The following is a 23,805-nucleotide window of genomic DNA, read 5'->3' on the forward strand; positions in this document are numbered from 1 at the left end:
CGGCCCGGATGCCTGCACCACACTCGACCACACGGGCGCCGAGCGCCGGCCCCGAGGTGTAGTCAATTCGGACGAATCGGGTCGATCGAAGGATCCCGGCTCCGCGAAAGTCAGTCATCCCACTTAGAATCCTTTAAGGATTGTTAGCAATAGCGAAAAGACGACGTGGTCCGAAGCGCGAGCATCGCACGGTGTCGTCGTTCGCGCAGTGAGAGGTGGGCGATGTCCACGCGGTGGTCGGGTTCAATCAAGTCGTCGGTCCGTTGTGCAGTGGCGGTCACGGTGGCCGCAGTCGCCCTGGTTGCGGGCAGTGGGTCCGCGGCGCCCGCACCGGCCAATCTGATGCCGTTTCCCGACCAGTTCCCCAACCGGATCGACTCGATGGTCCCCGCGCCCGACGTGCCACGACTGGAGTCGATCCCGGCGCGCTCGGTGACCCCCGGCGCCACCCAGGACCTGCAGGAACTGCGCGAAGCCATCATGCCGACGCCCACTGGCGACGCCTTCTTCGACACCTGGCCGGCCGACCTGGACCGCCGCGCACCGGGCGAGATCATTCAGTCCCGAGACGTCGCCCCGGTCGCTGCGCCGCTCCTGGAGGTGCAGGTCGGGTATGCACGGCAGATCAAGTTCGCCACCCGCGACGCGCAGGATCGTCCGCTGTTCGCGACCGCCACGCTGTTCGTGCCGCCCATGCCGTGGACGGGTCGGGGTGCGCGACCGGTGATGGTCAACAACCCGCCGATCGTCGCGCTCGGCACCCGCTGCACTACCGGCTACACGCTGTCGCATGGCAAGAGTGGCGACACCAACGACACCGATCTCGACCCGCCGACCACCCAGGAATCCCTGAAGAAGGGCTACGCGGTGATCGTCCCCGATCACACCGGCGCGCGCATGGCCTACGCCGAGCCGTATGTCGCCGCACACGTCATTCTCGACGCGATCCGGGCCGCCGAAAGCTACGACGCGAAGAATTTTGCACGTGGACCGCTGGCGATGCTCGGCTACTCCGGTGGCGCGATCGCCACGAATGCCACTGCGAAGCTGGCGAAGTCGTATGCGCCAGAGGTTGCCGCGCGTTTCGTCGGGGCCGCGATCGGTGGTGTGCCCGCCGACTATCGCGAGCTTGCCGCGGCGATGAACGCCAACCTCGCCACCGGCGTCTTCCACGCCGCGATCCTCGGCATCACACGCGAACGGCCGGAATTGCTGCCGATGGCTAACAATGTCGCGCGCTGGCTGGCCACCAATGACTTCTTCAAGAATTTGTGCACCGGGACGATGGGTTATATGGGCTTCTCGTTCGTGCCCACCCAGGCGTTGTCCAACGTGCCGGACCCCTTCGGTTCGCCGGTAGCGCAGGAGATCTTCGACATCACGTCGATGAAGGACATGAAGGCGGCGATGCCGGTGTTCATCTACCACGGCGCGCAAGAATGGTGGATCCCGGCGAGCCAGGCCCGTTCACTCTTCGCCGAACAATGCCGGCTGGGGGTCAACGCGACGTATCGCGAGTACCCCGGTGAGCACATGACCACGGTGTTCACCGCATTCGACGACGCGATGAACTGGATCGAGGCCCGGCTGGCCGGGCGCGCCCCGACGAGCAGCTGCCCGCTCCGCTGACCGACCGCACTACTTCGGTCGATCAGTAGACCAGCACCCGCACACTTTCCGAGACACAGGCCGGCTTGGCCTCGCCCTCGATCTCGATGGTGTTGGTGACCACCATGTTCACCCCGGCGGGGGTCTCCTCGACGGACTTGATGACCGCGTTCGACCGGATGCGCGAACCCACCTTGACCGGGTTGGGGAAGCGCACCTTGTTCTGGCCGTAATTGATGACCAGCTTGGGCCCTTTGACGGTGAAGATGCCGCCGGCCAGCACCGGCAGCAGCGACAGCGTGAGGTAGCCGTGGGCGATCGGCGCGCCGAACGGTCCGTCCTTCGCGCGTTCGGGGTCGACGTGAATCCACTGGTGGTCGCCGGTGGCGTCGGCGAACGCGTTGACGCGCTCCTGTTCGATGGTCATCCACTCACCGGAACCGAGGTCCTCCCCGATCGCAGCCTTGAGTTCGTCGACACTGGAAAACGTCCGCTGTGTGGTGCTCGTCATAGTTTCGGTAGTCTACCGTGGCCCCATGAGCACTCCTCGCGTCGCTCCCGGCAGCTTCGGCGACCTCGGTCCGATCAACTGGGTGTTCGCGCGCGGCGCGGCCCGGGTGATCGGGGTCGACGAGGCACGCATCTTCTCCACCCTCGGCCGCGCCAAGGGGCTGTTCCGCGGCTGGCTGCACTTCGGCGCACGACTGATGCCGTTCGGGGCGTTGTCGCGCAAGGACTCCGAGATGATCATCATCCGCGTCGCACATCTCCGCCGCTGTGACTACGAACTCGACCATCATCGGCGGCTCGGCGCGCGCGCCGGCATCTCATCCGACGAGTTCGACCGCATCCTGGCCGGGCCCGACGAAGGATGGGGTGACCGGGAACGGGCGTTGCTCCGCGCGACCGACGAGTTGGTGACGGACAAGGACATCTCCGATCCGACATGGGCGGCGCTGCGCCGACACCTCGACGAGGCGAAGCTCGTCGCGTTTGTCCTGCTCGTCGGGCAGTACGACATGTTGGCCACCACGATCGGGACATTGCGCGTGCAGCGAGACACCAGAGTCTGATCACCACGGCAGCCGGGGGGCTACATGAGTTCGATCGCGCAGCAATTGATGCATAACCGCTTGTTCTCGCAAGTCTACGAGCGACTCTGGCGTCCCACCTTCACCCGACTGTTCAGTCTCGGTGGTTCCGGCACTGCCGACTTCGACAAGGCCCTGACCGCCTACCTGTCACGCCCCGGCGAACGTCTCATTCTCGATGTCGCCTGCGGCCCGGGCAATTACACCCGCAAGCTGGCCGACGGCCTGCGCGGCGACGGCCGCTGCATCGGCATCGACTTCTCGCCCAGCATGCTGACCCAGGCTGCGCGCACCAACGCCACCGGTCGGGCCAGCTACATTCGCGCCGATGCCCACGCAACCCCCTTCGCCGACAACACCTTCGACACCGTCACCTGTCTGGCCGCGCTGTATCTCATCCCCGACCCGCTCCCGGTGATCGATGAACTCGTCCGGGTCACCCGACCCGGCGGTGAGGTGGTGATCTTCACGTCGGTCGCCACTGAACTGACCACACTGCCGGGAGTGCGTCCCCTCACCGAGATGTCCGGGTATCGCATCTTCGGAAAACATGAGATTGTCGACCGGTTGCACACCGCGGGCGCCGACCACGTCGAGCAGACCATCACCGGACAGGGGCAGTACGTTCTCGCCGTCAAGCCCGGCTGACCCCCTGCTCCGATGCGCCCGGCACGACTCGGTCAGAACTCACGGTAGTCACGCACCGTCATCCGCGCGCCGCGCCGCTCCGGTCGCACCCCGTGTCGCTCCACCATCCGGATGATCCGTTGCCGTTGTCCTGCATAGGGTTCGAGAAGTTCCAGCATTCCGTCATCGTCGACCGATACACCGGCCAGAGTAAGACCCACCAGCTTCGGGATGTGATAGTCGCCGACGTTCACGACATCCGGGTCGCCGACGGCCCGGATGCGCGTCTCGGCCTCGGTCCAGCGGCCGACCCCCCGGAGCAGCGTCAGGCGGTCATTGTGGCGTTCCACGTCCAGCGCGGTCGCTCCCCGAATGGTGCGCATCCGTACGGGTTCGATCCCACTGCGATGCCACTCCCAGTTCGGGATACGCGCCCACTCGGACTGCGGTGGGGGCACTCGCATGGTGTCGGGCACCGGTCCCGGCGCCCGTTCGCCATAGCGCCGAACCAGATATCGCCACGCCCGAAAGGCCTCCGCCCCCACCACCTTCTGCTCGAGTATTGCCGGCACCAGCGCCGCCCAGACCCGATCGGTCCGGCCGATCCGCAGCCCTTCAGCACGCCGGACCAGTTCCCGCACGACGTCGTCACGGGGCACCAGCGCGTCGGGGTCGTCGCGCGCGCCCAAAAAGTCGGGCATCTGTTCGAGCAACCATTGTGCGCCGGGGCCCCAGGCCCGACCGCTGATAATGGTGCCGTCTGACCGAAACGTCAGGGTGCCCGGTCCGTCGGGGGTGTGGACCGCCCGCCACACGGAGCCGTCCCGGCCGTAGACGAATGATGGATCACCACTTCCCCGCCGATGCAGTCCGACGGTGGCACGGATGTCGAGCGGCCACGGCGGGACCCAGTCGCGGGTGCGCATAGTGGTGGCCACACATCGACGGTACCGACCGCGCGCCGCGGTGGTCGGGCGGTCATCCGCGGCCGGCGACCCCTCGTCGCATCGCACCGCGAAAGGCGCCCGGCGTCATCCCGAACTCTGCCCGGAAGCGGTTGCGCAGGGTGGCTGTCGAGGAGAAACCGGAACGCGACGCCACCTCGTCCAGCCCGAGCTGGTCGTCGACGGCAAGCAGCTCACGGGCATACCGCAGTCGCCGCGCGCTGATCATCGCCGCCGGCGTCTCGCCGATGCTCTCGAGATGGCGATACAGGTGACGACGGCTGAGTTGGAGCACCTCGGCGATGGAGTCCGCGGTGAAGTGGGGATCGCTGAAGCGCTCGTCGATCAGTTCGCGTACCGCCTCGATGACGAACAGGGCGTTGTTCTCCATGCGGTGAGAATCGTGCGCGTGGTGACCGATCGCCGATCGGATCAGATCGATCACGGCGAGTTCGTCGGCGGGCGTCACCGGAAGTCCGCGTACTGCAGCATCACAGACGAACCGGCGGATGAACGTCGCCGTCGCCCGACCGAGGGGTGAGTCGGCGACCGCCGGCAGGAACGACGTGGCCGCATCGGAGAGTTCGTGAGTGAGCATGTCACTCGGTACCAGCAACAGCGTGGTGTCACAGACGCTGGGGCACTCGTCGACGAAGGCGTGCTCGATGCTCATCACCACGAGTTGCCCTTCGCCGTACTGGCGTTGCACACCGGACTGCGTGACGCGTAGCCGGCCGTCGAGCCGATGGGAGCCGACCATGACGATGGGCGCCGGTTGGGCACGAATGATGTCGTCGGATCGTTCGGTCGTGCGCGGGGTCGACAGCTCGCAGTGCGCCGACAGGATCGACAACGGGCGGTGGTAGATGACCGCGTGAAACGCGTCGGGATCATCGACGATGACCCTGGAGAAGGCCGCGCCGTAGGCGGCTAGACCGGTTCGGCCGCGTAGTTCCATCGCGGTCGCCGCGTCGGGACCGTGCTCGTCGTCGACGCCCACGGATTTGCGCCATCTCGTCAGCGTGTCGTGGTCGATGCCGTGACGCGAGTAGGAGGCCCGTCTCATGACCCGTCGCCGGCGGAAGCGGCCGCGTCGTCGAGTCGGTGGTCGCGCCGGTACCGCTCAGGCGATACCCCATACTTCGCCCTGAAGTGTCGCCGTAGGGTGGCCGGAGAGCTGAAACCTGCGGACTTGGCAACGTGGTCGATCATGGGCGCCCGAGTGCTGCCGAGGAGGTGACGCGCGCGCTCCAACCGCTGCTCGGCAATGAGGGCGGCCGGTGAGCTCCCCGCTTCGGCCAACCGCCGGTACAGATTGCGTCGACTCATGTACAGGGCCGTCGCGATGTGGTCGGGTGAGTAGTCTGGGTCGCGGAAATTGCGGCGGATCAGCGCCCGAGCGGCCTCGCGCACAATGACTCCGTTTCCGGTCGACCGGGGCGGCGTGCCCCCGGCTGCACCGAGCAGGTCACGGACGAGGTCGACTGCGGCGAGTTCCGTTTCGGTGTCGATGTCGGCCCCGCGGACGGCGGCGGTGACGGCCAGCGTGACGATGAACGCGCCGGTTGCCCGCGCCAGCGGCGAGGATTGCACCGACTCGATTTCATGTTGTATGCAGTCGCCGTCACGACCGAGGACCTCGGCGGGAACCCAGATGCCGACTGGATCGGTGACGGCGTCGGTGGACAGCCGAAATGGCGTGCTGTAGTCGAGAACCAGCAGGTCGGATGGGTGTTGAAACTCGTGGCGCCGACCGTCGAGGTCGAGGTGGCCGCCACCGGCGGACAGTTGCGAGCACACCAGTATCGCGCGTTCGGGAGCGCGCCGGATCAACGAGGGGGTGCGCTCCGCGGTTGCCGGTGTCCGGAGCGCGGCGAACACGCCCAGCACCGAGAGTTGACGGGAGTACACGATCTCGGCGTAGTCGTCGGGGTCGGGCCGACCGATCACGTCGACGAGCGCCGGGGTCTGGTTGCCGTCGGTCGATACGGCTTGGTCGATATGGGACGCACGTGCGAATCTTGTCGGATCATCGCCGACCCCCATGCGGTCTCGCCAATGCCGAACTTGCTTTTCCGACAAACCGGTTGCGGCGGACGGCACTGCGGATGCCGTCGCGCCAGAACCGGCCAATTCAACCGTGTTCATGATCTGAAATTAACGGAACACGCCGACGGATGAGATGCTTTATGTCACCGATGTCACGGGATTGAGGTACCCGTTTGCCGCGCGTCAACCCCTGCCACAATCTGGTGACGCACCAAAAACCCCGTGCCACAAGTTGTTTGAGCTCGACAGGGCCGCCTACGTCCACCACATGGCCGACTCCAGCCGTGTCGTGCAGGTCAGAGCTGGCACCGATTCTTCCCCCGCACGGCACAATCTTGCTGCTACACGAACCTCTCGTCCCTCCGCCGCGGCGGTCGAGGGAACCCCGATTGTCGTCGAGAGAACCCGGCCCGCGTCGCGAATCAGATGCTCTCAATGTAAATCTGGGTTCCCTCGGCAGGAATCCGGGTTCTCTCGACATGGAGAAGGGGGCCCGAAACCACCTACAGGTTGATCATGTGCCCCAACGCGCCGTGGAACGTCTCCTGCATCGCCTCACTCAGCGTCGGATGCGTGTGCACGTTGCGTGCCAGTTCCTTGGCCGTGAGGTCCCACTTGTGCGCCAGGGTCATCTCGGGGAGCATCTCGGAGACGTTGTCACCCACCAGGTGTCCGCCGAGCAGCTCGTCGGTGTCGGCGTTGGTGAGCAGCTTGGCGAAGCCGGCGGTCTCGCCGAGGCCCTGCGCCTTGCCATTGGCACTGAACGGGAAGGTGGTGGCCTTCACGTTGTAGCCCTCGTCCTTGGCCTGCGCCTCGGTGAGTCCGAACGACGCGACCTGCGGCTGGCAGAAGGTGGCGCGGGGCATGAAGCGGTAATCACCGAGCGTCATGGTCTCCGCGCCGGCCATCGCCTCGGCGGCCACCACGCCCTGCGCCTCGGCCACGTGAGCGAGCATCAGCTTGGCGGTGACGTCGCCGATGGCGTAGATACCGTCGACGTTGGTGCGCATGAAGTCGTCGATGTCGATGGCGCCGCGGTCGGTGAGCTTCACGCCGGTGTTCTCCAGGCCGAAGCCCTCCACTCGTGGGGCGAACCCGACGGACATGAGGACCTTGTCGACGGTGATCTCGCCGTCGTTGTCCTTGGCATCCTTGTAGCTGACGGTGACGCTGTCGCCATCGTCCTTGACCGACTGCACCTTGGTGGAGGTCAGCACCTTCACGCCGAGCTTCTTGTACTCCTTGGCGATGGCCTTGGATGCGTCGGCGTCCTCGTTGGGCAGCACGCGGTCGAGGAACTCGACGATGGTGACGTCGACGCCGTAGTTCGCGAGCACGTAGCCGAACTCCATGCCGATGGCGCCGGCGCCGACGATGACGATCGAGGACGGCAACTCACGGGTGAGGATCTGATCCTCGTAGGTGACCACGTTGTCGCTCAGCTCGACACCGGGCAGCAGCTTCACGGTCGAGCCGGTGTTGATGATGACGTTGTCGAAGGTGATCTCACGATCGCCCACCATGATGGTCTTGGCGTCGGTGAACTTTCCGTAGCCGTCGATCTCGGTGATCTTGTTCTTCTTCATCAGGAAGTGGACGCCCTTGACGATCCCTTCCGACACCTTGCGGCTGCGGTCGAATGCCGCACCGAAGTCGAACGAGACGTCGCCGGACATGCCGAAGGTCTTCGCCTGATGGTTGAAGATGTGAGCCAGCTCGGCGTTGCGCAGCAGCGCCTTGGATGGGATACATCCAACGTTGAGACAGACGCCGCCCCAGTACTTCTCTTCGATGACGGCGGTTTTCATGCCCAGCTGGGCGGACCGGATCGCGGCCACGTATCCACCAGGACCTGCACCTAGTACAACTGTTTGAAAGTGTTCAGCCACGCCTGCCAGCCTACGTCGGGCACTGTCGGGACCGCAGCGTGTCCCCGTACTCACCGGTAACTTCACCAGCTCGCGCGGGTCGGAGTGGATCACGCAGGTCCGCTCGGACCGGGGAGCGTCGTCGACAGCCCACGCCACCCAACACCATCTGCGCCACCGAAGACGCCCCGCGCCACACCTGGCCATACGCTGCGCCACCGATTTCCAACACTGATTGAATCATTGATGGAACTGTGCTTGCATCGAGCCATGCCCGCATCGACCCGCAGCGCCACGACCCGCACAGCCCTGCTGACAGCTGCCGAATCCCTCCTGCTCACCGACGGGTACGAGCAGGTATCGGTCCGCGCGATCTGCGCGGCGGCCGGCGCCAACCCCGCTGCCGTGCACTATCACTTCGGTTCCAAGGATGCGCTGGTGGTGGCACTCCTCGAGGACCGGATGGCGCCGCGATGGGCCGAGCTGCTCGACCGGTTCGACCCTGCCTCCGCGCAGGTCGTCGACCTCGTCGACCTGATCCTGGAGCCGTTCACCACCATCGGTTCCGAGCCGGTCGGTCACCTGCACCTGCGCCTGTTGGCCCGGTTCGTCGCGGCCCACCCCGACGCGGAGTGGACGCGGCCGTGGTTTCGACTCGACCGGTGGTCGCAGGTGCTTGCACAGATCGTCGACGGTGTCGACGTCGGCGATGCGCGCCGCCGGTGGGGCCTGGCCTTCGGTCTGATCCTGGAGCAGTTCGCCGGCGATGCACCGCTTTCGTCGGCCGCCACCGCCGCGCTGCGCGACTTCGTGGTCGCCGGCCTGTCAACACCCGCCCGTACCAGCCCGGCACCCGAGGAGTCCTGATGAGTACGCTCGATCCCTTCAGTCCGGCTCGGCTCGGGCCGCGGACCCTGCGTAACCGCCTCATCAAGTGCGCGACGTTCGAGGGCGCCACCCCCGACGCGCTCGTCACCGACGACCTGATCGAATTCCACCGCGAGGTGGCAGCCGGTGGCGTCGCCATGAGCACCGTCGCCTACTGCGCGGTCGCACCGGAGGGACGAACCGACCGGCATCAGATCTGGTTGCGCGATGAGGCGATGCCCGGGCTGCGCCACCTGACCGATGCCATCCACGCCGAAGGCGCGTTGGCCGCGGCTCAACTCGGGCATGCCGGTCCGGTGGCCAATTCCGTGTCCAACCGCCGTAAGGCGTTGGGCCCGTCCCGCATCCCGGCGCCGATGGGAATGTCGGTCACCCGAAGACTCGACCGTGACGACATCACCGAGGTGGTGGCGACATTTCGGCGGGCCGCGCGCATCGCGGTGGACTGCGGTTTCGACGGACTCGAGATCCATTGCGGCCACAACTATCTGATCAGCTGTTTTCTGTCGCCACTGCTCAACCGACGGCGCGACGAGTACGGCGGTACCCTGGTCAACCGGGCCAGATTCGCCCGCGAGGTCATCGCCGGGGTCCGCGACGAGGTCGGCGACGAGGCAGCGGTGTGGGCGAAGCTGAACATGTACGACGGCGCCGGCCGACTCGGTTTCGGCATCGACGACGCCTGCGCGGTGGCGCAGCTACTGGAGTCCGACGGCCACCTCGACGCCATCGAACCGACCGCCGGTAGTTCCCTGCTCAACCCGATGTATCTGTTCCACGGCGATCCGCCGAGAGCGGAGTTCGCCAACGCCTTTCACGGCAGCATGCGTGCCGGACTGAAGGTGGCCGCCCCGTTCTTCCTGAAGCACTACGACTATCACGACACCTACCTGTTGCCGCTGGCCCGGCAACTACGCGCAGCCGTGCGGATGCCGCTGATCCTGCTCGGGGGTGTCACCGACCGGGCATCGATGCAGACGGCGCTGGACGCCGGTTTCGACTTCGTCGCGATGGGTCGCGCGCTGCTGCGCGAGCCCGATCTGCCGTTGCGCATCCAGGGCGACCCGACGGTCACGTCACGCTGCGTGCACTGCAATCTGTGCATGCCGACGATCTACTCGCGCACCCGCTGCCCGATCCGGGAAGGCGAAGTCCTCGATCCACTCGCCGCGGGGTGACACCCACGCAGCGTCGGCACGCTACTCAGCCTTGGTGAATACTCCATCGCTGCTGTCGTCGTCGTAGTACTCGATCACCATCCGCGACGCCTCCGGTTCGAAGGACACCTTCGAGATCGACCCGAGTTCGGCGTTCTCGTTGCGCAGCGTGAAGGTGTAGGTGTTGCCATCCCAGTGGCGCAGTTCGTGGGTGGTGATGCCATCGGGCCCCATCGCGAGGACCAGCTTCCCATCCTCGTCGCGGATCTCGGCCGGACCATAGACGTCGTTGCGGTAAGTGCCGACGTAGGTCGACGGCGGTTGCGCCGGCGCCGGGTTCTGCGGTTGTTCAGCACCGACGAGGTCACCGGTCGGCGCGGAATACGGTGCGAATGCCTGTCCGTAGAGGTCGCGCCAGTCGTTGCGGATCTCACCGAACTGCACGAGGTCGGCGAATTCACCGGTCAGCGCCTCCACCGCGCCGATCGGTGCCGCGTTGGAGAGTGCGACGATGGCGACGTCTGCGGAGGGAATCGCCAAGAAGGTGGTACCCGCGCCCATCGCGAACGCGCCGGAATGGCTGAACTGGGTGCGACCGGCCTCGGTGACGCCGACGTTGAATCCGTGCCCGTAGAAGCCGGCACGCTCGTCGGGGGTCTTTGCCGGTGACGACGCGATCTGCGGGGTCACGGCGGGCAGCAGCGCGTCGGCGGCGACGACCTGCGTGCCGTCGTACTCACCGTCGGCGAGCAGCATCCGCATCCAGTGCGACAGATCGTTCACCGACGACGACACACCGCCGGCCGGCGATTGCGCATCGGGGTCGCGCTGGGCGGGCGTCGTGACCCATTCGTCGTCGACCTTGACGTGGCCGACCACCCGGTTTTGTTCACCTTCGAAATCGCTGAACCGTGAACTGGTGTGCGTCATCCCGAGGGGCTCGTAGATCGAGTTCTCCGACAACGTCGCCCAATCCGAGTCGGCTTTACGCGCCGCCGACTCAGCAGCGGCGGTGAGACCGAAGTTGGTGTAGTGGTAGGTGATCCGGAACGGATCGAGCGGGATGTAGCGCAGCCGGTCCAGGACCTGTTGGCGGTCGTAACCCATGTCCTCGAGCTTGTCGCCGGCATGTTCGGGCAACCCGGAACGATGTGTGTACATGTCGGCGATGGTGACGTTGTCGGTGACCCACGGGTCGGCCAGCGCGAAGCCGGGCAGATTGGCCACCACCGGGGTGTCCCAGCTGATCACGTCGTCGGTGACCAGCTTGGCGATCACCGTCGACCCGATGGGTTTGGACATCGATGCGAGGGGAAAGACGGTGTCGGCGTCCACCGCACCGTCGGTGCCGACCTCGGTGACCCCGAAGCCCTTGGCATAGACGGTGTCTCCGCCGTGCACCACCGCGACCGCCATCCCGGGGATCTCGGTGGACTCCATCAGCGATTCGACCAGACCGTCGAGCTGATCCACGGCGCTACCCACCGCATTGTCCGGCAACGCCAGCGCCACCTCGGCGGCCGGATTCGCGAGAGCTTCCGAACTCGAGGACGCAGGCGGCGTCGACGATGCTGCGCCGTCGCTGCTGCTGCCGGTGTCGCAGGCCGCCACCAGGGCCGCGACGACGAGAGCCGAGGTCACCACCCCGACCGGGCGTCGACGCATGAGCGATCGGGCAAGGTCGACCACCACGGGCACCTGCTTCCTGTTCTGCATGCCACGGCGGGCATGACGCTGTCCGACCCGCCCATCAGGCTACGACATCGCGACGTCGACGCGGACATTCCGGACACATGCGCTTGGGTTCGGCCGATAACCCCGACGACGCCACTCCGGCACTCGCGCTAGGTTGGCCGGGTGAGCGATAACGCAGGCCCCGAACCGACCGCCGCCGCCTCTGCGCAGGGCGACGACCCGTTCCTCTGGCTCGAGGACGTCACCGGTGACCGCGCACTCGACTGGGTCCGGGCGCACAACCAGCCGACCGTTGACGACCTCGGGTCCGGCGACCGGTTCGCCGCGCTGGAGGCCGAGGCCCTCGAGGTGCTCGACACCGACGACCGCATCCCGTACGTCCGTCGTCGGGGGGAGTACCTGTACAACTTCTGGCGCGATGCGACCAACCCCAAGGGGCTGTGGCGCCGCACGACGCTGGACTCCTATCGCTCCGACGCACCTCAATGGGATGTGCTCATCGACGTCGACGCGCTGGCCGCCGCCGAAGACGAGAACTGGGTGTGGGCAGGAGCCACCGTGCTGCGGCCCGACTACCGGCACGCGCTGGTGTCGTTGTCGCGGGGTGGCGCCGACGCCACCGTGATCCGCGAGTTCGACATCGACACCAGGTCGTGGGTCACCGACGGTTTCGTGCTGCCCGAGAACAAGTCGAGCATCGGGTGGATCGATCGCGACACCGTCTACGTGGGAACCGATTTCGGCCCGCAGCCGGACGGGTCATCGTCGCTCACCACGTCGGGGTATCCGCGGATCACCAAGCAGTGGACCCGGGGCACGCCGCTTTCCGACGCTGTCGAGGTGTTCGCCGGTCTGGTCGACGACGTGTCGGCCGGCGCCGGATACGACAGCACCCCCGGTTACGAACGGCATTTCGCCAGTCGCGCCACCGACTTCTTCAACTCGCTGCGCTACGAACTACGCGACGGGGAGGCCATCGCCATCGACGTCCCCACCGACGCGCATTCGGCGGTGCGACTGGACTGGCTGCTGGTGATGCCGCGATCGGAGTGGGTCCTCGGAGAGCAGACCTTCGCGCCGGGCAGCCTGCTGGTGTTCGACTACGCGGAGTACCTCGACGGGGGCCGGACGGCGACCGTGCTGTTCACCCCCGACGCCCACACCAGTCTCGCCGACTACTCCTTCACGCGGTCCCATCTGATCCTGACCACCCTGCGCGACGTGCAGACCGAGATCACGACGTTGTCGTTGGGTGACTGGGCACCGATCGAGACCCCGGGTCTGCCCGAGTTGGCGACGATCTCCGTGCTCGACACCGACCCCGACGAGAGCGACGAGATCTTCTGGTCGGCGAGTTCGTTCACCACGCCGCCGAGCTTGCTCTACGGGCAGTCGGGGGCCGCCGCCGAGGTCATCAAGCAGTCGCCGGCGTTCTTCGACTCCGCCGACGTGGTGGCCGAACAACGCTTCGCCACGTCCGATGACGGCACCACCGTCCCCTACTTCGTGGTGCGCCGATCCGACGTGACGTCGGGGCCGACACTGCTGTACGGCTACGGCGGCTTCGAGAATTCGCTGACCCCCGGCTACATGGCGATCGCTGGGCGCGGCTGGGTGGCCCGTGGCGGCATCTACGTCATTGCCAACATCCGCGGCGGCGGCGAGTACGGCCCGTCGTGGCACACCCAGGCGCAGAAGGCCGGACGGCACAAGGTGTACGAGGATTTCTCGAGCGTGGCCAAGGCTTTGGTCGCCGAAGGGCTCACCACCCCGCGGCAGTTGGGTGCGCAAGGCGGTTCCAACGGTGGACTGCTCATGGGCGTCATGCTGACCCGCTATCCGGACCTGTTCGGCGCGTTGGTGTGCCAGGTCCCGTTGATCGACATGCGGCGGTTCCATCTGCTGCTGGCCGGGGCGTCGTGGGTGGCCGAGTACGGCGACCCCGACGATCCCGAGCAGTGGGCGTTCATGGAACCGTTCTCGCCGTATCAGAATCTCCGGGCCGACGCCGAGTACCCGCAGTTGTTGGTCACCACCTCGACCCGTGACGACCGGGTCCACCCCGGCCACGCCCGAAAACTGGTGGCGCGGTTGGAGGAACTCGGGCACGCCGTCGCCTACTACGAGAACATCGAGGGCGGACACGGTGGCGCCGCCGACAACAAGCAGGCGGCATTCAAGTCGGCGTTGGCCTACGAGTTCTTGTGGCGGGCGCTCGGCGACGGGTGATCGGGCCGGGCGGTCAGCGGCGACCGCTCGCGAGCCGCCCGATGACGCCGAGGATGACCACCCCGACACCGATGCCCCCGACGACCAGCGCCAGGTCCTGCAGGTCGGATGCGGCGCCGTCGATGATCACCGCGGACACCTCGCGGCCGCCTTCTTCGGCGGCCTCGACCTCGGCCTTGGCGCGATCGGAGAAGAACAACGCCACCGCCCAGGCGAACACCGCCGAGACCACGACGGCGACACCCAGCCAGGCCAGCACGACCGACCGGCGCCGAGCGAAGAGCAACGCGAGCACTCCGGCGGCGATCGCCACCGCCAAGGACGCGTAGGCCATCGCGGTGATCTGCCGGCCGACCTCGTGATAGCGACCCGCCTCCAATCCCGCACCGCCACTACCGCTCAGCGGCACCAGGATCGGGCCGGAGACGCGCGCGTCCACGCCGGTCTGCGCGATCACCCGGTTGACCATGTCGGTGATGTCGAGCTGCATCGTCGTGGTGTCCGATCCGGCCGGCGGCTCATCGAACAACCACGCATGCTGCTGGGACACCACGTCGACGAAATCGGCCTCGAACGCGTCGCTGTGCGTGTAGGCGCGGGCCGCCGGCTCCACGACCGGGGCCGTCGCCGCGATGCCGACCTCCTCGGCGACACTGTCGGCGATCTGACCCGCCAGGTAGTCCTGTACCTGCTCGTTCTGCGCCATCGGCGTGATGGTCGCCACGAAGCCCTCGGAATCGACGAGTCGCTCCTTGACCCACAGCGACGGGAAGGCGACGACGATCGCCACCATCGCCACCACGGTCAACAACCCACTGAGGAAAGTCCGCACGCCCACGAGGCTACCGACGCCGTCGCCGACGACCGGTGACGCCTACTCCCCGACCAGGTCGCGGGCGCGTCCGACCAGCAACGGGTCTGGGGCGCCGACGAGTTCGGTGTTCTTGCCCTCGTACTCGAACAGGCTCAGCACGTGACGCATCGCGTTGATCCGGGCCCGCTTCTTGTCGTTGCTCTTGACCACGGTCCAGGGCGCGTGGTCGGTGTCGGTGGCCGCGAACATCGCCTCCTTGGCGGCGGTGTACGCCTCCCATTTGTCCAGCGACGCAAGGTCCATCGGTGAGAGTTTCCACTGCCGCACCGGATCGATCTGGCGGATCGCGAAGCGGGTGCGCTGCTCGAGCGGGGTCACCGAGAACCAGAATTTCACCAGGTTGATGCCGTCGTCGACCAGCATCCGCTCGAATGCGGGCACCTGGTGCATGAACTGGGTGTACTGCTCCTGGGTGCAGAAACCCATCACCCGCTCGACGCCGGCGCGGTTGTACCAGGAACGGTCGAAGAACACCATCTCACCGGCTGCGGGGAGATGCTGCACGTACCGCTGAAAGTACCATTCGGTGGCCTCACGTTCGCTGGGCTTCTCCAGTGCGATCGTGCGTGCACCGCGTGGGTTGAGGTGCTCGTTGAACCGTTTGATGGTGCCGCCCTTACCGGCGGCGTCGCGGCCTTCGAACACCAGCAGGTGCCGCTGCCCGGTCTGCTTGGACCACTTCTGCAGCTTCAACAGCTCGATCTGCAGGCGACGTTTGGTCACCTCGTACTCACGCCGACTCATCCGTTCGTCGTACGGATAGTCCTGCCGCCAGGTGTCGACGACATTGCGTTCGGGCAGCGTCAACAGGACGGGGTCGTCATCATCGTCGTCGTTGACCGTGAACTGCGTGGTGTCGCGCAGGTCGACGAGCCGCTGCAGCGCCTCTCGCCCGTTCATCACGCTGAAATCCGGGCCGGGCTCGGCCGAGGTACTCAGTACAGGATCGTGTGTCTCGGTCACGTCTCAACGATATGCGCAGCCGTCAAACGTCGCGTGGCGACAAGGTAAACCGCCGCAGGTTCTGGCCGCAGCTGCAAGTTCCGGCTTGGAGCGGGTACTTGCGGCCAGAAACCGTAGCTGCGACCAGAACCATTGCTCTACGTCAGTTGCGCAGGTCGATGGTTCCCGAGCGCAGGCAGGCTTTGCCGGTGGTGCTGTCGAAAGCCGTCGCGAATCCGCCCTGGCACATGGTGCCGTCGGGGCCGGCGACTGCCTGTCCGCCCCATCCCCCGATGGCAACCGTTGTGCCACCCTGACGTGCCTGGGCGACCGAGAATGCCTTGGGTCCGGTGGTCACCGAGAACGCGGTGCCCCCGGTCGAGGCGCCGGCGAGGGCGGTGGAACCGGGCTGCAGATTACGGGCCGTGGAATTGCCACCCTTGTCGGCAACCGCCACCGCAGTGCCTGCATCGCTGGAGTCCTCGGCGAAGGCGGTGCTGCCGGGGCCGGCTTTCGCCCCGCAGCCGCCGTGGCCGACGGTGCGCTCGATCTGGTGACCGTTGGATGCCGAACACGTGGTCGCTGCGTCGGCCGTCCCGCCGCCGAATGCCGCCATCGCCGCCAGCACTCCGCCGCCGAGCACGACGGCCGCCGCACGAATCCGAAGTTTGTTGATACGCATTAGCATTCGACTCCTCGATCGCCCCGAACGCACCGACCCGGCACGTGGGGAAAGAGTACCCATCCGGCGGCGGCTCGTACGCCCGGGGTCGACTGCGAGTCGCCGGTACGGCGCCCACCGCCCGATTAGTCCGAAGAGCGCCGTTCGACCTCGGCCGTGAGTCCTTTGCGTGCGGTGTCGACGGCCATCTTCTGGGCCCGTTTGACGATCATCCCGGGCAGTTTGATCTTCAACTCGACGTCGAGGGTGAACTCGATGTGCGAGCCTTCTTCGGTCTCGGTGATGACGTAGACGCCGTGCTGTTCGCTGAGCTGATTGGCCTCGACCAGATCCCACGTGCAGCTCTGTTCGGTCCAGCTGTACTTGAGGGTCTGCTCGTCGGAAATCCCCGCGGCCGTCACCACGACCCGCACCTCGTGCGGCGACCCGTCGTCGTGCTCGCTGAGGATCTCGGCTTCCCGGTGCGGACCCGACCAGTCGGGCAGGGACTCTATGTCCATGAGGACCTCCATCACGACGGACGGGGGCGCGGCTACATCGAATTCGGTTTTCGCGGAGACAGCCATGGCAGAGAACCTACCCTCCGCAATCAGCGGGAGAGGACGAACCCGATACACCGGTGTTTCCGGTCAGGTCTCGCGGTCGACGAGATTGAGGGGCCATGCCTCGTCCGGGATGTCACGCAGGGTGCATGCCTGGTCGGTCGCAGTGAACCAGCCGCGGAAATGCAAGATCTCACCGATCACTGGGTTGCGGACCGTCGCATCGCACCGGAACCGTTGCCGCGACTCGTCCCACCCTTCGATGTACTTCATCTGGGTGGCGAACATACCCTTCATGCCGATCTTCGGGCCACGTCCGAGCCACCGCATCGGACCACTCTCCAGCAGCAGCTCGCCCGCGGCGGTGACCGACGGCTCGATGGGATAGAGCAACTCGGGACCATCACCGAAATAGTCGACGAGGCCGCCCCGACCGGACACCAGCAGCGAGTTCAGGTTCCGCGTGCCGTTGGTGTACTGGAATGCACGCAGCACGGCGAGACATTCACGCTCCAACTCGTCGACGTAGCAGTAGTGACCTTGCGTGAACGGCACCATCCGACTGCTCTTGGGTGGCAGGGCATTACGTTTCGCGTAGTGCCAGAAGAACGGCGGCGGGAGCGCGGAGGTCACATACACCGATTCATAGATCCCGGTGGCCACCTGCGCCACACCCGACGTCGAGTCGATGCTGTAGCGCCACGCAACGTTGGGGTGCAGGCGGTCGAAGTCCGAGCCCAGGATCTGCCGGTACACCGGCGCCATGACGTCACCCTCCCCGAATCACCTGCGCATCGCCGTCTCCATCCGACGACACCTCGTGCCATTGGGGAAAGAACCTACGCGATGACAGTGGTCCCGGTCACGTCGGGCCTGGACTATCGCCCTGCCGCACTGTCGCACAGTCGGGCCAGTTCGTCGATCACCCGATCCAGCGGTTCGACGCTGCGCTGGGTCTGACAGAGCCCGACTGCCCCCTCGATGGCGGCGATGATCAACTGCGCCAGGGAGTCCGCCCGATCCGCCTCTACACCCTCGTGCACCAGCCGGGCGGCGATCTGCCGGGTCCAGCGACCGAAGATCTCCTCGGCCTCGTCGGCGACCTCGGGCTCCGAACGGCGCGCCAGCCCGCCGGCCAGCACCGGACACCCGAATTCAAAATCGGTGGTGACCAGCATTCGCCGCCAGATGTCGCCGATCTCGCCGACGGCCGCAGCAGGTGTCGCCGACCGCTCACGGCTGATCCGATGCGAGATGAAATCGCCCGCGTGACGCACCGCCTCGGTCATCAGCTGCGTCTTGCCACCTGGGAAGTGGTGATAGATGGAACCGCGCGGCGCCGAGCTGGCGGCGATGACGTCACCGATCGACGTCGCGGCCACCCCGTCGCGGCCGATCAGATCGGCGGCGTGCACCACCATCCGTTCCCGTGGCCCCCGGCCGGCCGATGCCTCAGCAGGCACCGACGTCGAGTCGGTTGTCATCGCTCACACTCCCTCGACTATGCAGGCCTTCATAATCGGACGCTTCTATGCAACCATACATAATCATGACGACCACCTCGCAGACTTCGCCGGAAGCCGCAACGGCCACCGATCCGCTCTCGATGTCGGGACTCGACCTGCTCCGCGCGTGGCAGTCCGATCCCGACCGGGACGCGCGACCCAGCATCGGACGACTCCTCGGGATGGTCCCGAAGCAGATCGACGAGGGCTCGGTGACCTTCACGGTGACACCGCAACCCGACTTCGCCAACCCGCTCGGCACGGTGCACGGCGGAATCTGCGCGACCTTGCTCGATTCGGTGATGGGGTGCGCGGTGCACACCACGCTGCCCGCGGGCGTCGGCTACACGACGCTGGAACTGAAGATCAATTACATCCGGGCGGTCGCGACCGACGCAGGTGAGCTGACCGCAACCGGCACCGTGATCCATGCCGGTGGACGCACCGCGACCGCAGAAGGCAAAGTGTTCTCCCACGACGGCAAACTCGTCGCACACGGCACGACCACCTGCATCGTCTTTCGCTGAGCATGGGCGGCCGCGGTCGGTGCTAAGCGGTCGGTGCTAAGCGACCGGTCGGTGCGACGCGGTCACTGCTGCGCCGACACTCCGCCGGCCGACGCATCGGTCTCCCCGGCACCGGGCTTCGGTTCGTCCGGGAAGAACACCCGCATCAGCTTGATCCCCACCGCACCCACCACGATCAGAATCCACCCCAGGACGCTGGAAATGGAATCGGTGACGAGCCCGGCGATCCCGACGACCAGGACGAAGACCGGCAGCCAGTCGAACAACCTCGCCACAGAGACGGGCGGTTCGGTGGCGAGGCCCATCTTCGCCATCGCCTTCGGCGGGCCGTAGTCGGGGTAGAACTCGGTGAACGCGATGGCGAACACCGTCGCGCCGATCTGGATGATCCAGCCCGTCCAGAAGTTGTCGGACGTGTCCAGGACGGCGTCGCCGATCAGACCGGCGATCGCCGACACCCCGAATGCGGCCACCCACGCCCAGGTGATCACATAGTTGGTCCGGACGAAGATCGGTGAGTCCCAGAACTCCTCGGGTGTCTGCTCCTTGGCGTACTCGATGGTGAACGGACGCCGGATCGCCACCGAGATGAGCGCGAACGTCACCAGGGCGATGTTGACGAGTTCACCGCCCCACAGCTCCAGCCAGTCGATCACCGACGACGAGGCAATCAGACCGATCACGCACATCACGCCGAAGAAGACGGCGTCGAACCACTCCAGCAACTTGATCGAGTTGCCCAGACGCCAACTCGCGAAGATCACCAGCAGCGCCAGACCGAGTGCGGCCGACACCGACTCCTCGAAGCGGCCCGGTCCACTGAACAACGCCATCACGATCCACGGGGCGAGGCCCGACAGTGGCGAGTTCACGAACGCACGCACCAACGATGCGCCTCTGCGACGCGGAACCGACCCGGCTCCGGATGAGGATGTCACATCGCGAATATTATTGCGGCCGGTCCGCCTACGCGGCACATTCGCGTGGTTTGGCTGCCGCCGTTGCCGGGTCAGTCGGCGTCGAGGTAGCGCTCACGCAGCGCGTGCTGAGCGGCAGCGTCCACCCCGAGACCGTCGGCGAAGTAGTTCTCGATGGTCCCGAACCGATCCTGCAGTTCGGCGAACGCGGCGTCGAGGTAGGCCGCCTGCACCCCGAGCAGTGGACGCAGCAGGTCGGGATCGCCACCGGCGGCCTCGAAACCATCGAAGACATGCCCGATGGCCGGCAGGAACATATCGTTGGTGAGCAGGTAATCCTCGTAGATCGCGTCCCGCGACACCCCGAGGAGTGTCAGGAATGATGCTGCGGCCCAGCCGGTCCGGTCCTTGCCGGCGGTGCAGTGGAACAGCGCCGGCGACCCTTCGAGGAGACCGGTGAACAGGGTCCGGTAGGAGCGCAGGGCACTGGGCAGGTTCACCAGTTCCCGGTAGGCCCCCAGCATGTGTTCGACACCGCTGCCGTCGGCGAGTTTCTCATTGGCCGCGGCCACGGTCTCCGGGTCGGAAAGCACCTTGTCCAGGTTGGCGGGAGCACTCACCGTCTCGGCGTCGGCCAGAACGTCGAGGTGCACTCCGGCCACACCGTCGAGAACCAGATCAGGTTCCGCCTCGGATTCGGCCACCGAGCGCAGATCGTAGATCGTGCGGATGCCGAGCCCGGCCAGAAAGGCGCGATCGGTCTCCGAGGCGTCGTGCAGGGCGGCGGATCGATAGACGCGGCCGGACGTCACGCGCCGGCCATCGACGCACTCCCAGCCGCCGAGGTCGCGAAAGTTGGCGACGGTGGTGAGATCGAGGCGGTCGACACTGTGTTCGGTCATCGTCTCATCGTCGCAGACCCGCGTGAACACGCGCAGACTACAACGGGTACTCCGCGACCCGGTCCACGTAGAGCGACCCGGTCGGGAAGGTGACGCCGCCGTAGTTGTCCAATTGGAGTGCGAGGTGCATGGCTCGCGGTGGCAGGCGGTTGACGTCGGAACTTCGCGCCCACTCGACGCCGTCGAGGAACACGGCGATGTGGGTCGGGGTCCATTCGACGGCCCAGTTGTGCCATGCGGTGGCGTCCACCGACCGCGTGTGCCGTTCCAGGTTGTCACTGTTGCCCCAGTGCAGGTTGTAGTCCACGCTGTCACGCAGCGGATACGGGATCTCCATGAAGTTGACCTCCCCTCCTGCGGGCCAGTCCTCCGCGTCGGGCCACAGCAGTGCGTTGGGCGTCCACGCCGTGGAGGCCACCGTGGACCGGGCGCAGATCTCCCACCGGCCGTGAAGCCGGCCACCCCAGCGCGGGGTGACGCCACCGCTGTTGCCGGCGAGGTCGGCGCTGATCACCAGTGCGCCGTCGGACACCGTCACCGCATCCGGGGTACGCCGACCATTACCCGCATGACCGGCACCCTCATATCGGTGCCAATTGTCGAGCGAGGCAGCGCTGGTGAAGTCGTCGGAGTGATCCGGGCTGCCCCACCCCTGGGTCTGGGCGGCCGTCGTGGTGCAGGTACCCGAACCACCGAGCGACCCGGTGAACGGAAATGCGTGGGCAGACCCCGATCCCACCGCCGCACACATCGAGGCGAACAGGAGGGCAACGGCACCGCCGACCGCGACCCGAATCCGCAGACGAGAAGTTAGGTTAGGCATACCGGAGAACGTAGCAGGGCCGATTTCGCCGCGGGGCATCGCCGCCGAAACCCAACGATCGTTGAGACCGATTGTGGGGCAGGCACACCGAGTCACGGTCGGCACCTCCCCGCACTCGACGCCACGGCGGCCCGAATGATCGACAGACCAACCGGGCACGCCGAAGGCCGGCCACCCTGTCGGGTGACCGGCCTTCGGTTGTTCGCTACGAAACGAGAGCTGGACTCAGAAGCCCATTCCGCCCATCTCGTCGCCGCCCGGCATGGCCGGGGCCGGGTTCTTCTCCGGCTTGTCGGCGACAACGGCCTCGGTGGTGAGGAACAGAGCCGCGATCGATGCTGCGTTCTGCAGCGCCGAACGGGTGACCTTCACCGGGTCGTTGATGCCGGCGGCCAGCAGGTCCTCGTACGCGCCGGTGGCGGCGTTGAGGCCGGTGCCCTTCGGCGAGTTGAGGATCTTGTCGGCGACGACGCCGGGCTCGAGACCCGCGTTGATCGCGATCTGCTTGGCCGGGGCCGACAGCGCAACCTTGACGATGTTGGCGCCGGTGGCCTCGTCACCGGTGAGCGAGATGCCCTCGATGGCCGATTCGGACTGCAGCAGGGCCACGCCACCGCCGGCGACGATGCCCTCTTCGACGGCAGCCTTCGCGTTGCGCACGGCGTCCTCGATGCGGTGCTTACGCTCCTTGAGCTCGACCTCGGTGGCCGCGCCCGCCTTGATGACCGCAACACCGCCGGCCAGCTTGGCCAGACGCTCCTGCAGCTTCTCACGGTCGTAGTCGGAGTCGCTGTTCTCGATCTCGCTGCGGATCTGCGCCACGCGACCGGCGATCGCGTCGGCATCGCCCGACCCGTCGACGATGGTGGTCTCGTCCTTGGTCACGACGACCTTGCGAGCGGTGCCGAGCAGCTCGATGCCGGCGCTCTCCAGCGAGAGGCCGACCTCTTCGCTGATGACCTCGCCACCGGTGAGGATGGCGATGTCGGCCAGCATGGCCTTGCGACGGTCACCGAAGCCCGGAGCCTTGACGGCGACGGACTTGAAGGTGCCGCGGATCTTGTTGACGACCAGGGTCGACAGGGCTTCGCCCTCGACGTCCTCGGCGATGATCAGCAGCGGCTTGCCGGCCTGGATGACCTTCTCCAGCAGCGGCAGCAGATCCTTGACGGTCGAGACCTTGCCCGACACGAGCAGGATGTACGGGTCCTCGAGGACCGCTTCCTGACGATCGGCGTCGGTGACGAAGTAGCCCGAGATGTAGCCCTTGTCGAAGCGCATGCCCTCGGTGAGCTCGAGCTGCAGGCCGAAGGTCTGAGCCTCCTCGACCGTGATGACGCCTTCCTTGCCGACCTTGTCCATTGCCTCGGCGATGAGCTCGCCGATGGACGGGTCGCCGGCCGAGATGCCCGCGGTGGCAGCGATCTGCTCCTTGGTCTCGACCTCCTTGGCGCTCTTGAGCAGCGACTCGGTGACGGCCTCGGTGGCCTTCTCGATGCCGCGCTTCAGACCCATCGGGTTGGCGCCGGCAGCGACGTTGCGCAGGCCCTCACGCACGAGAGCCTGGGCGAGAACGGTGGCGGTGGTGGTGCCGTCGCCTGCGACATCGTCGGTCTTCTTGGCGACTTCCTTGACGAGCTCGGCGCCGATCTTCTCGTAGGGATCCTCGAGCTCGATCTCCTTGGCGATGGACACACCGTCGTTGGTGATGGTGGGGGCGCCCCACTTCTTCTCCAGGACGACGTTGCGGCCCTTGGGGCCCAACGTCACCTTGACTGCGTCGGCGAGGCTGTTGAGGCCACGCTCGAGACCGCGGCGGGCCTCTTCGTCGAACGCGATTTGCTTGGCCATGGGTAAGTGATCCTCCGATAGGGGGTGACACCAGGTATCTATGGCCGGACTCGGTGCCCGCGACGGACGACCGGTGTGTCATTC

General features: G+C 66.4%; 23 protein-coding genes. 7 read left to right on the plus strand and 16 right to left on the minus strand.

The genetic code is table 11. The features are described 5' to 3' along the window. The first annotated feature begins 222 nt into the window (after positions 1–222). A complete protein-coding gene (locus tag ACIGKQ_RS15975; protein WP_396574431.1) occupies positions 223–1,629 on the plus strand; it encodes a lipase family protein in 1,407 nt (468 codons plus the stop codon). Positions 1,630–1,651: 22 nt separating this feature from the next. Here the strand turns inward: ACIGKQ_RS15975 and ACIGKQ_RS15980 are convergent, their stop codons facing one another. Further along, complete coding sequence (locus ACIGKQ_RS15980) at positions 1,652–2,119, minus strand: MaoC family dehydratase (protein WP_235723943.1); 468 nt, start codon at positions 2,117–2,119, stop codon at positions 1,652–1,654. 25 nt (positions 2,120–2,144) lie between these two features. On the opposite strand from ACIGKQ_RS15980, the gene ACIGKQ_RS15985 reads away from it, so the two are divergent. Together ACIGKQ_RS15985 and ACIGKQ_RS15990 are read left to right on the plus strand one after the other, a co-directional pair. Continuing rightward, a complete protein-coding gene (locus ACIGKQ_RS15985) occupies positions 2,145–2,681 on the plus strand; it encodes a carboxymuconolactone decarboxylase family protein (RefSeq protein WP_235723942.1) in 537 nt (178 codons plus the stop codon). A 24-nt stretch (positions 2,682–2,705) separates the two neighbouring features. Beyond that, positions 2,706–3,347 carry a class I SAM-dependent methyltransferase gene (locus ACIGKQ_RS15990; protein WP_235723941.1) on the plus strand — a complete coding sequence of 214 codons (642 nt, stop codon included), beginning with the start codon at positions 2,706–2,708 and terminating at the stop codon, positions 3,345–3,347. A gap of 32 nt (positions 3,348–3,379) precedes the next feature. Here ACIGKQ_RS15990 and ACIGKQ_RS15995 read toward each other — a convergent pair whose 3' ends face one another. The 4 genes from ACIGKQ_RS15995 to lpdA form a co-directional block, all read right to left on the minus strand. Then, on the minus strand, positions 3,380–4,252 hold the full coding sequence (locus tag ACIGKQ_RS15995; protein WP_235724028.1) for a 3-methyladenine DNA glycosylase: 873 nt from the start codon (positions 4,250–4,252) through the stop codon (positions 3,380–3,382). Between the two features lie 52 nt (positions 4,253–4,304). Beyond that, the gene (locus ACIGKQ_RS16000; RefSeq protein WP_235723940.1) at positions 4,305–5,336 is read right to left on the minus strand and encodes an AraC family transcriptional regulator; all 1,032 of its coding nucleotides are present in this window, start codon (positions 5,334–5,336) and stop codon (positions 4,305–4,307) included. After that, the gene (locus ACIGKQ_RS16005) at positions 5,333–6,418 is read right to left on the minus strand and encodes a helix-turn-helix domain-containing protein (protein ID WP_235723939.1); all 1,086 of its coding nucleotides are present in this window, start codon (positions 6,416–6,418) and stop codon (positions 5,333–5,335) included. The genes ACIGKQ_RS16000 and ACIGKQ_RS16005 overlap by 4 nt, the downstream gene beginning before the upstream one ends. A 404-nt stretch (positions 6,419–6,822) precedes the next feature. Continuing rightward, entirely contained in the window at positions 6,823–8,208 is a 1,386-nt protein-coding gene (gene lpdA / locus ACIGKQ_RS16010) for a dihydrolipoyl dehydrogenase (RefSeq protein ID WP_287015405.1), read from the minus strand. A 249-nt stretch (positions 8,209–8,457) separates the two neighbouring features. Between lpdA and ACIGKQ_RS16015 the strand changes: the two genes are divergently transcribed. Both ACIGKQ_RS16015 and ACIGKQ_RS16020 read left to right on the plus strand, forming a co-directional pair. Further along, complete coding sequence (locus ACIGKQ_RS16015) at positions 8,458–9,054, plus strand: TetR/AcrR family transcriptional regulator (RefSeq protein ID WP_235723937.1); 597 nt, start codon at positions 8,458–8,460, stop codon at positions 9,052–9,054. Next, complete coding sequence (locus tag ACIGKQ_RS16020) at positions 9,054–10,253, plus strand: NADH:flavin oxidoreductase (RefSeq protein ID WP_396574432.1); 1,200 nt, start codon at positions 9,054–9,056, stop codon at positions 10,251–10,253. Before ACIGKQ_RS16015 ends, ACIGKQ_RS16020 begins: the two co-directional genes overlap by 1 nt. Before the next feature lie 21 nt (positions 10,254–10,274). Here ACIGKQ_RS16020 and ACIGKQ_RS16025 read toward each other — a convergent pair whose 3' ends face one another. Then, the gene (locus ACIGKQ_RS16025) at positions 10,275–11,897 is read right to left on the minus strand and encodes a serine hydrolase (RefSeq protein WP_396574445.1); all 1,623 of its coding nucleotides are present in this window, start codon (positions 11,895–11,897) and stop codon (positions 10,275–10,277) included. Between the two features lie 192 nt (positions 11,898–12,089). Between ACIGKQ_RS16025 and ACIGKQ_RS16030 the strand changes: the two genes are divergently transcribed. Next, positions 12,090–14,156 (plus strand): prolyl oligopeptidase family protein, encoded by a 2,067-nt coding sequence (locus ACIGKQ_RS16030; protein WP_396574433.1) that lies wholly within the window; start codon positions 12,090–12,092, stop codon positions 14,154–14,156. 13 nt (positions 14,157–14,169) lie between these two features. On the opposite strand, the gene ACIGKQ_RS16035 is transcribed toward ACIGKQ_RS16030, so the two are convergent. The 6 genes from ACIGKQ_RS16035 to ACIGKQ_RS16060 all read right to left on the minus strand — a co-directional run bounded on the left by ACIGKQ_RS16035 (position 14,170) and on the right by ACIGKQ_RS16060 (position 18,680). Next, the gene (locus tag ACIGKQ_RS16035) at positions 14,170–14,988 is read right to left on the minus strand and encodes a hypothetical protein (protein WP_266060340.1); all 819 of its coding nucleotides are present in this window, start codon (positions 14,986–14,988) and stop codon (positions 14,170–14,172) included. Positions 14,989–15,030: 42 nt separating this feature from the next. Continuing rightward, the gene (gene ppk2, locus ACIGKQ_RS16040) at positions 15,031–15,993 is read right to left on the minus strand and encodes a polyphosphate kinase 2 (protein ID WP_372475024.1); all 963 of its coding nucleotides are present in this window, start codon (positions 15,991–15,993) and stop codon (positions 15,031–15,033) included. 142 nt (positions 15,994–16,135) lie between these two features. Further along, positions 16,136–16,654 carry a DUF6764 family protein gene (locus ACIGKQ_RS16045; protein WP_235723933.1) on the minus strand — a complete coding sequence of 173 codons (519 nt, stop codon included), beginning with the start codon at positions 16,652–16,654 and terminating at the stop codon, positions 16,136–16,138. A gap of 125 nt (positions 16,655–16,779) precedes the next feature. Continuing rightward, positions 16,780–17,220, minus strand: coding sequence for an SRPBCC family protein (locus tag ACIGKQ_RS16050; RefSeq protein ID WP_235723932.1), 441 nt, complete (start codon positions 17,218–17,220; stop codon positions 16,780–16,782). A 63-nt stretch (positions 17,221–17,283) separates the two neighbouring features. After that, the gene (locus tag ACIGKQ_RS16055; protein ID WP_266060337.1) at positions 17,284–17,961 is read right to left on the minus strand and encodes a DUF4166 domain-containing protein; all 678 of its coding nucleotides are present in this window, start codon (positions 17,959–17,961) and stop codon (positions 17,284–17,286) included. A 113-nt stretch (positions 17,962–18,074) separates the two neighbouring features. After that, positions 18,075–18,680 (minus strand): TetR/AcrR family transcriptional regulator, encoded by a 606-nt coding sequence (locus tag ACIGKQ_RS16060; RefSeq protein WP_235723928.1) that lies wholly within the window; start codon positions 18,678–18,680, stop codon positions 18,075–18,077. Between the two features lie 47 nt (positions 18,681–18,727). On the opposite strand from ACIGKQ_RS16060, the gene ACIGKQ_RS16065 reads away from it, so the two are divergent. Then, positions 18,728–19,228 (plus strand): PaaI family thioesterase, encoded by a 501-nt coding sequence (locus ACIGKQ_RS16065; RefSeq protein WP_266060336.1) that lies wholly within the window; start codon positions 18,728–18,730, stop codon positions 19,226–19,228. Between the two features lie 62 nt (positions 19,229–19,290). On the opposite strand, the gene ACIGKQ_RS16070 is transcribed toward ACIGKQ_RS16065, so the two are convergent. From ACIGKQ_RS16070 to groL, 4 genes are all read right to left on the minus strand, one after another. Then, positions 19,291–20,166, minus strand: coding sequence for a hypothetical protein (locus ACIGKQ_RS16070; RefSeq protein WP_266060335.1), 876 nt, complete (start codon positions 20,164–20,166; stop codon positions 19,291–19,293). Positions 20,167–20,237: 71 nt separating this feature from the next. Continuing rightward, positions 20,238–21,047, minus strand: a complete 810-nt coding sequence (locus tag ACIGKQ_RS16075; RefSeq protein ID WP_396574434.1) for a tyrosine-protein phosphatase — start codon at positions 21,045–21,047, stop codon at positions 20,238–20,240. 37 nt (positions 21,048–21,084) lie between these two features. Then, the gene (locus tag ACIGKQ_RS16080; RefSeq protein WP_396574435.1) at positions 21,085–21,870 is read right to left on the minus strand and encodes a glycoside hydrolase family 16 protein; all 786 of its coding nucleotides are present in this window, start codon (positions 21,868–21,870) and stop codon (positions 21,085–21,087) included. A 225-nt stretch (positions 21,871–22,095) separates the two neighbouring features. Next, positions 22,096–23,721: a chaperonin GroEL gene (groL, locus tag ACIGKQ_RS16085; protein ID WP_235723923.1), complete on the minus strand. Its 1,626-nt coding sequence runs from the start codon at positions 23,719–23,721 to the stop codon at positions 22,096–22,098. Positions 23,722–23,805: the final 84 nt, after the last annotated feature.

The sequence above is a fragment of the Gordonia sp. NPDC062954 genome, assembly GCF_044543825.1.
GTDB classification, from domain to species: domain Bacteria; phylum Actinomycetota; class Actinomycetes; order Mycobacteriales; family Mycobacteriaceae; genus Gordonia; species Gordonia tangerina.

Coding starts and splice junctions, on each gene's coding strand:
- ACIGKQ_RS16075 (WP_396574434.1), bottom strand. CDS start 21,047: ATGACCGAACACAGTGTCGACCGCCTCGATCTCACCACCGTCGCCAAC.
- ACIGKQ_RS16080 (WP_396574435.1), bottom strand. CDS start 21,870: ATGCCTAACCTAACTTCTCGTCTGCGGATTCGGGTCGCGGTCGGCGGT.
- ACIGKQ_RS15985 (WP_235723942.1), top strand. CDS start 2,145: ATGAGCACTCCTCGCGTCGCTCCCGGCAGCTTCGGCGACCTCGGTCCG.
- ACIGKQ_RS15975 (WP_396574431.1), top strand. CDS start 223: ATGTCCACGCGGTGGTCGGGTTCAATCAAGTCGTCGGTCCGTTGTGCA.
- ACIGKQ_RS15980 (WP_235723943.1), bottom strand. CDS start 2,119: ATGACGAGCACCACACAGCGGACGTTTTCCAGTGTCGACGAACTCAAG.
- ACIGKQ_RS16060 (WP_235723928.1), bottom strand. CDS start 18,680: ATGACAACCGACTCGACGTCGGTGCCTGCTGAGGCATCGGCCGGCCGG.
- ACIGKQ_RS16050 (WP_235723932.1), bottom strand. CDS start 17,220: ATGGCTGTCTCCGCGAAAACCGAATTCGATGTAGCCGCGCCCCCGTCC.
- ACIGKQ_RS16065 (WP_266060336.1), top strand. CDS start 18,728: ATGCAACCATACATAATCATGACGACCACCTCGCAGACTTCGCCGGAA.
- ACIGKQ_RS16055 (WP_266060337.1), bottom strand. CDS start 17,961: ATGGCGCCGGTGTACCGGCAGATCCTGGGCTCGGACTTCGACCGCCTG.
- ACIGKQ_RS16025 (WP_396574445.1), bottom strand. CDS start 11,897: ATGCGTCGACGCCCGGTCGGGGTGGTGACCTCGGCTCTCGTCGTCGCG.
- ACIGKQ_RS16005 (WP_235723939.1), bottom strand. CDS start 6,418: ATGAACACGGTTGAATTGGCCGGTTCTGGCGCGACGGCATCCGCAGTG.
- groL (WP_235723923.1), bottom strand. CDS start 23,721: ATGGCCAAGCAAATCGCGTTCGACGAAGAGGCCCGCCGCGGTCTCGAG.
- ACIGKQ_RS15995 (WP_235724028.1), bottom strand. CDS start 4,252: ATGCGCACCCGCGACTGGGTCCCGCCGTGGCCGCTCGACATCCGTGCC.
- ACIGKQ_RS16015 (WP_235723937.1), top strand. CDS start 8,458: ATGCCCGCATCGACCCGCAGCGCCACGACCCGCACAGCCCTGCTGACA.
- ACIGKQ_RS15990 (WP_235723941.1), top strand. CDS start 2,706: ATGAGTTCGATCGCGCAGCAATTGATGCATAACCGCTTGTTCTCGCAA.
- ACIGKQ_RS16045 (WP_235723933.1), bottom strand. CDS start 16,654: ATGCGTATCAACAAACTTCGGATTCGTGCGGCGGCCGTCGTGCTCGGC.
- ACIGKQ_RS16000 (WP_235723940.1), bottom strand. CDS start 5,336: ATGAGACGGGCCTCCTACTCGCGTCACGGCATCGACCACGACACGCTG.
- ACIGKQ_RS16020 (WP_396574432.1), top strand. CDS start 9,054: ATGAGTACGCTCGATCCCTTCAGTCCGGCTCGGCTCGGGCCGCGGACC.